The 6997-nt window shown below is 51.4% G+C and carries 6 protein-coding genes and 1 pseudogene; 5 read left to right on the forward strand and 2 right to left on the reverse strand.

Features of this window, described 5'->3' with window-relative positions; genetic code table 11:
* Positions 1-1251 (forward strand): ABC transporter ATP-binding protein (locus MKMG_RS09990; protein ID WP_165077698.1); only part of this gene is annotated, 1251 nt, incomplete at its 5' end.
* A gap of 261 nt (positions 1252-1512) precedes the next feature.
* Here the strand turns inward: MKMG_RS09990 and MKMG_RS09995 are convergent.
* A complete protein-coding gene (locus MKMG_RS09995; RefSeq protein WP_165077699.1) occupies positions 1513-2772 on the reverse strand; it encodes a hypothetical protein in 1260 nt (419 codons plus the stop codon).
* A 346-nt stretch (positions 2773-3118) separates the two neighbouring features.
* Between MKMG_RS09995 and MKMG_RS10000 the strand changes: the two genes are divergently transcribed.
* The 3 genes from MKMG_RS10000 (at position 3119) to MKMG_RS10010 (ending at position 6128) form a co-directional block, all read left to right on the forward strand.
* Positions 3119-4717 (forward strand): TIGR03768 family metallophosphoesterase, encoded by a 1599-nt coding sequence (locus tag MKMG_RS10000; RefSeq protein WP_216842901.1) that lies wholly within the window; start codon positions 3119-3121, stop codon positions 4715-4717.
* Between the two features lie 213 nt (positions 4718-4930).
* The gene (locus MKMG_RS10005; RefSeq protein ID WP_165077700.1) at positions 4931-5473 is read left to right on the forward strand and encodes a cache domain-containing protein; all 543 of its coding nucleotides are present in this window, start codon (positions 4931-4933) and stop codon (positions 5471-5473) included.
* 211 nt (positions 5474-5684) lie between these two features.
* Positions 5685-6128, forward strand: a complete 444-nt coding sequence (locus MKMG_RS10010) for a hypothetical protein (RefSeq protein ID WP_165077701.1) — start codon at positions 5685-5687, stop codon at positions 6126-6128.
* A 323-nt stretch (positions 6129-6451) separates the two neighbouring features.
* Here MKMG_RS10010 and MKMG_RS11795 read toward each other — a convergent pair.
* Positions 6452-6544, reverse strand: a pseudogene (locus MKMG_RS11795) (transposase); the annotation flags it as partial.
* 70 nt (positions 6545-6614) lie between these two features.
* Here MKMG_RS11795 and MKMG_RS10020 point away from each other — a divergent pair.
* Positions 6615-6809: a helix-turn-helix domain-containing protein gene (locus MKMG_RS10020; RefSeq protein WP_165077702.1), complete on the forward strand. Its 195-nt coding sequence runs from the start codon at positions 6615-6617 to the stop codon at positions 6807-6809.
* The last annotated feature ends 188 nt before the right edge of the window (positions 6810-6997 follow it).

Below are 6997 nucleotides of genomic sequence, written 5' to 3' on the forward strand. Positions count from 1 at the left end.
GGACTGGCCCTGCTCTGGGTGATTCCTGTTGCTATGGTCATTATTATCGGCTCAAAGCGGATACAGGAAAAAGGGGCACAGAAGCATTACGACGCGAAACGAGCCTGTGCAGATGGTATCCAGGAGTGTATAGAGACGGTACAGGATATCAAGTCCTATAACCAGGAAGGTGCCTATCTGGCCGGACTGGATAGAAAACTGGATATGTCCGAGAAGGCTCAGATATCTTCAGAACTCACCGCAGGTGTCTTTGTAAATGGGGCACAGATGGTCCTGAAACTGGGGCTGGCAACCGTGATCCTGGTCGGGAGCGGCATGCTGATCACCGGCCGGACAGATCTGCTGGTCTTCCTGATATTTTTAATTGCGGCGTCCAGAATTTATGATCCCCTGATTGAGATCATTGCCAATATCGCAGAGATCATCCATACCGATGTGCCTATCCGGAGAATGAACGAGATCATGCGTCACGAGGTGCAGGAAGGTGTCAGTGACTATACAACAGACGGTTATGATATCGTCTTTGATCATGTGGGATTCTCCTATAATGAGGGTGAGACGGTACTGAAAGACGTATCCTTTACCGCAAAGCAGGGCGAAGTGACTGCTCTTGTCGGGCCGTCCGGCGGCGGGAAGAGTACGGCGACAAAGCTGGCGGCCCGCTTCTGGGATATCGGTCACGGGACGATTACGCTTGGTGGTGTGGATATCTCGACGGTTGATCCGGAAGCACTGCTGAAAAACTATGCCATCGTCTTTCAGGATGTTGTGCTCTTTCACGGCACGGTGATGGAGAATATCAGGATTGGAAGAAAGGAGGCAACGGATGAGGAAGTGATGGCGGCGGCAGAATCCGCGATGTGTGGTGAGTTTGTATCCCGTCTGCCGCAGGGATACCAGACGGTCATCGGAGAGAATGGTTCGACATTATCCGGGGGGGAGCGCCAGAGAATATCCATTGCACGGGCACTCTTAAAGGATGCACCAATTATTCTTCTGGACGAGGCCACCGCGTCTCTTGATGTCGAGAATGAGACAAAGATTCAGTCTGCCCTTTCACAGTTGATCAGGGATAAGACGGTGCTGGTCATCGCCCACAGGATGCGTACTGTCGCAAATGCTGACAGGATTGTCGTGCTGGACGATGGATGCGTGGCACAACAGGGCAGTTCAGAGGAGTTGCTCTGCGAAGGAGGATTGTATGAACATATGGTCAGTCTACAGCGCCAGAGTATGGACTGGTCGATATAAGGGAAAGACAATCATCCACAACACATTTTTTTGGCGGTATCATCCCGGCTGTCATGGGCATTGCCGGATAGTATTGTTGAACGGGCGTTCGGGAAGTGTCGGACATGGCAAACCCGTCTTTCGTTCGTGAAAAACGCCACTGCGGCAACCCCTCACTTCTCCCGGATACATTCCAGAGTGAATGGAACGGGCCGGATTCCCTCATGCCAACCTGATGACACACACTCTCCCGGAGAGACAGCCCAGGTGTTTTTTGGGTGTTTATCTGTTCATCACGGTATCAGTAAATGCGGTCTGGGAAACGGTGCCCAGCAAATATTCCCTAAAGAGCTCCATCGCCTTTCGTGTTCCCTCTCTCGCCCGTTTGCTATCCTGGTATCCCATGGTGACGGTCATTTGCCCCCGGAACGTGCTGGTGATAAAACAGTTGGCGGGCATGAAGCATCCCGGGTAGCATACATAGGCATCGGTGAGCCCTGCCATATCCGGGAGGGAGATCGGTCCGGGATTCGAGACGAAGACATCCGCGAGACCGGATTTCTGCAGGGCCGCCATCTCCCCGGCCATCTCCTGAATCTGTCTGCCTTCCGGGTCGCAGGCCCTGTCCATCAAAACCTGTTCCCTGATGCCGATGGATGTTCCCTTCAGGAGCTTCGTCTCCCTGATCACCCGGGGAAGAATCTCTGCCATCCCTTCTCCCTCCTTTCGAACGAGCGCAAAGCTGACATTGGCGGACTGATTGCTCATCACCCGTGATCCGTCATTCAGGTGCTGGCGCAGATTGACCGGGAAGAAGATATCAACCGGCCCCCTGTGGCCCGTGAGGTCACTCATGGAAAGGAAATAGGCCGCCATCACCGCATCATTGATGCTGCCCCCGAACGCCCGGGCCCGGCTACGCATTGCCTCCAAGTCCGGGGGGCTGACACATTCCCGGTGAAATGCCGAAGGCTCGCGGGACGTGCCGAACGGATCGGGCCACATGGGATTGATCACTCTCATATCCGGAGATTCCGGTGTTACTTCCAGATTCAACCCCTGAGTCCAGAGCGTATCACGTGCCGGAATCCCCCCTGGTGCGGGACTGATGCTGCCGGGCGTTTGGTATTCCTGCAGCAGTTGGGACATGAGCGTGTGCAGACCGAACGCATCGGCGGCAGCATGAGCGAGGTTGATGACAATCACATCCCCCGACGGTCTGCGCAGCAGCCGCACGCGAAACTGCAGTGGCCCGTAGGGATCAACCGGCCCGACGACATGGGGATGATAGTTATCGGGACATTCCTCTACCCGCAACGGAGGGACACAAACATCCGCCATCTCCCAGACTGCCGGACTGTCCCCCCGGACAAGCCGACTGTGAAGCACAGGATGGGCCATAAGACACGCATGAAAAGCCTCCTGAAGAATGGCAGGATCAAGGCTCCGGTCAAACTCCATCACTCCGCACAGGGTGGCATCGCCCATGAGCCGGACGGAATCGGTAAAAAGATCGAGGGACGAAGCCTCACGGGAATACATTCCCAAGTGTGGAATCTTTGGACGGATAAATTCCCTCATTATGATATGCGAACGTAAAAAAATGATTTCAAACCGGGGATTTCGCGCCTGCATTCCCGTCCGGGCAGTGATTGTCTGAGTGGAGCCGGGAGGTACCGCCAGGCCGACCAAGAAACAGAACCGGTCTGGTGGGAAAGGACAGAATAATCATTACTTTCACATCAAAACTCAAAATACAACAATACTATGAAAGGAGAGGTAAAAACCGGGTTCCTCGTTGCTTCGTTTCTGGTTGCAGTAATCGGGGGGATCTCTTATTTCCCTGAATGACGGGAACCCCGGATGCGGGTATCCCATAGAGTCACAGGTGTATACAACCGTTGACAGAACCGTTGTTCCGGTTCCTGTGCCATCGGACTCCCCTGTCCTGAACCCGGATCAGGTTCAGGACTTTGCAAAGTATGGCTATGGCATCTGGAAGTTCGGTGAGGGACTGGGATATGAAAAACGGCTGGACCTGATGCCCGGAGGATATTCCGGTGCATCGGCAACGAATACGGCGCGACTCCTGCATTTTTTTACCATGACCGACATCCATATCACCGACAAAGAATCTCCCGGCCAGGCGGTTTATTATGGCTATAAATGGGGAATTGTTTCAGGATATTCCCCGGCAATGTTGTATACAACCCATGTTCTTGATGCAGCGGTTCAGACGGTAAACGCCCTTCACAAACAAAAACCATTTGACCTGGGCATTTTTCTGGGGGATGGAATCAACAGCGGTCAGTATAACGAACTCCGGTGGTATATCGATATCATAGACGGCAAAACGATCAACCCGAATTCCGGTGCAAATGGTGATCCAATCCCCAAACCCCTCATTGATTACCAGAAGAGCTACAAGGCAGCAGGGCTGGATGCGTCGATCCCATGGTACCAGGTTCTCGGCAACCACGATCATTTCTGGATGGGATTGTACCCCCCGGACGATTACATCAAAAATGCCCTTACCGGTGATTCCATTCTCAACATGGGCAATGTTATCACCGACAAACTCCGTATAAAAAGCCGCGGATTCTATATGGGGGCAATCGATGGCCGGACGCCCTATGGGAGCATTACCGGTGCAGGGCCTGTCAGCGACTTCCCGTACGGGCCTCCCACAGTACCTGCCAATCCTGACCGCCGTTTTCTTCAACGAACAGAGTGGATGGGTGAATTATTCAATACATCGTCAGAACACGGGTTCAGCCGGTCTGATATAACAACGGGATTTGCCTGCTATTCGTTCGAGCCGGAATCGGATGTGCCGGTCAGGGTCATCGTACTCGATGACACCCAGAAGGACGAAAATACCCCTGATGGCACCAGCAATGGGCATGGGTCTCTTGACCAGGAACGGTATGACTGGCTGGTAGATGAGCTCGATTCGGGTCAGGCGGAAGGGAAGCTCATGATCATCGCAGCGCACATCCCGATTGGCGTCGAACTGCCGGAATCCGGTATGAATTCTTTAATGACCTGGGACAAATATGCTGCGGTATCAGACACAACACTCATTGCCAAACTTCATACCTACCCGAATCTCCTCCTGTGGGTCGCGGGACATCGTCACCTGAATACCGTTACTGCCCTCAAATCCCCGGACCCCAACCATCCTGAACTGGGCTTCTGGGAGGTTGAAACAGCATCACTGCGGGAGTTCCCTCAACAGTTCCGCACGTTTGAGATCATCCGTAACAGCGATAATACCGTGTCCATATTCACCACAAACGTTGACCCGTCAGTAAAGGAGGGGTCGCCTGCTGCAACAGCACGATCCTATGCCGTCGCAGCCCTGCAGATATTTAATTCTGAAGTGGCCCCCATGCCCTCCGGTTCGTACAATGCCGAGCTGGTTCAACAACTGAGTCCGGAAATGCAGGTGAAAATCCAAAACAGCGGAACTCCCCTGCAAGGGTAACCTTTTTGGTATTTTCCCGAATATTTTTGTCAGGAAAAATCCGTTGCGGTGGGCGGCCTGGTTAGTCATCACCCGTGACCCGTCTTTTTTGTGCTGGCGCGGGAATGGCTGATACGGAAGGGAATGGTTCCTGAGAGAACGGAGTGGTCAATAAAATCCTCCGTTGCATTCGTAAATACACATCTTTATCGGGGGAAAAACGCAACCAAAAATATGCACAAAACGTCAATTTCATTCCTCTTTATGCTTGTGCTCGGCCTGTTTCTTTTAACAGCCGGTTGCACACAGGAACAGCCTGATATCGTAACTCCACCACAGGGAATTAACGATACCCTCCCGCAGGATACCTACACCTCCAATGAAACGCTCGTCGCCTTCGTTGACAGTGCAGCCGCCTATGTAAAAACAAACGGCAAGGAAAAAGCACTTGCAGAATTTAATGACCCGAATGGTTCGTTTATCGATGGCGAACTCTATATCTACGCCTATACCTTCAACGGTACAACCCTTGCCCATCCGATCAGTCCGGAGAAGGTCGGATTATACCGTCTGGATGAGGGAGACACAGGAACGTTTCTCAGGGGATACATCGAATCAGTGAAAAATGAAAGCGGTTTTTACCAGCTCAATTATGTCAATCCCACACACGACCGAACGCTCGAATCAAAACTGGTGTATGGTGTGAGAATTGATGATGACTGGTGGCTGGGTTCCGGGATATACACCGGCCCGGCATACCCGTCACCAGTGCAGTAACTTTTCTTCCCACAGATCACCCCGGCATACGCCCCGGACACATTGTCTGTGTCCGGGACAGAATAACAACCGGGACATCCATTTTTAATTTTGATTACGGGCTCTGCTTCCGGATAATAATAAGGAATATTCTCATGCAGCACGCAAATACCGCGTAGCCTGCCGCACCAAAAGAACTGGTTTATCTCTTTTTGGGCTTCATCATAATATTATGAAACTGAAAGCCATCCTGTGTGCGGGTATCCTCCTCCTCGCCGTGCTGATCTGCGGGTGTACAACCACCCCTCAGGAGAGCAATGCTGCTGCTGTCGAGACCCCCGACCTTCTTGGGAACTGGACCGGCACGATGACAGGCTACGAATATGGAACAGGCTACACTGACTGTGCCGGTGCACTCATGACCCTCTCCGTCACCGAACAGCAAGACCGAATCTTTTCGGGAGAGATCTCCTTCATGAACCAGACCGGCTATGCCATCTGGGGAACCACCGCATGCGCCGGGGTAATCGACCGTGACAACAGGACGCTGACTCTGGTCGAGGGAGGGGGAGGGCATTCCACCGGTTCCCTGATCACTCCTGACGAGATAGAGTTCATCTACCTGAATGGGGCCGAGCCCTTCAACATCGTAATCAATTCACTGAAACGGAGTTAAGAGAGGCACCCCCCTTTTCTTTTTTTGCACCTGTTCAGATCACCCCGCATTCCGCGGTGACAAATCCCTTTCGTAAATAATTTCCACCCGGATGTACCCGGAGACGCCAGAAAGCCGGCCCTGAGAGAGAGGAACGCACGCGGAAACGGCCGGGTCTGAGCCCGGCAACGCCGCCCTCCCATCAAACCGTCAATCCAGTCCCGGACAAAACGATCGACAGCGATGGACAGCGACCGTCCCCCCTCCCTCAATCGGTGGCTTTCTGCCTGATTTATAAATCGAGCGTAAAACCCCTTGGTCTTTAGCCAAGGGGATGTAAGCGATCATCCCAGTTCTTGTATATATTTTGTAATAGTGGCTTTACTCACATTTCCAATGGTACAACAAAAATAACCATCGCTCCATAATGTATTTTCTTATGATTGAGATGTTTGTAATTCATATTAGCACAAAGCACATATAGCATTAAAATATATAGGGGCGTGCATGCTGAAAGCCTACAAATACCGAATGTATCCCAACAAGGAACAGAAATCCTTGTTTGCGCAGCATTTCGGGGCATGTAGGTTTGTTTTCAACTGGGCTTTGAATAATAAGATTTGTGCATATGAAGAAGAACAGCCATTGACAAGATTTGAACTAAGTGGGCGTCCAAAAATAACTAATACATTCAAATATTGAAATAATAATCCTGTGGGCATAATATGCACTATAGTGAAGTTTTGAAATTTATTTTAAAAATTCAATAAATTACTTATTTCGTTACAGCCACTAAATCGTAAAATTCCTGAGCTGAAGGAAAAGTATGTCTGGTTAAATGACGTCAACTCTCAGTCTTTGCAGAATGCCACACTAAATCTCGACAGAGC

Source organism: Methanogenium sp. MK-MG (assembly GCF_009914725.1).
GTDB lineage: Archaea > Halobacteriota > Methanomicrobia > Methanomicrobiales > Methanomicrobiaceae > Methanogenium.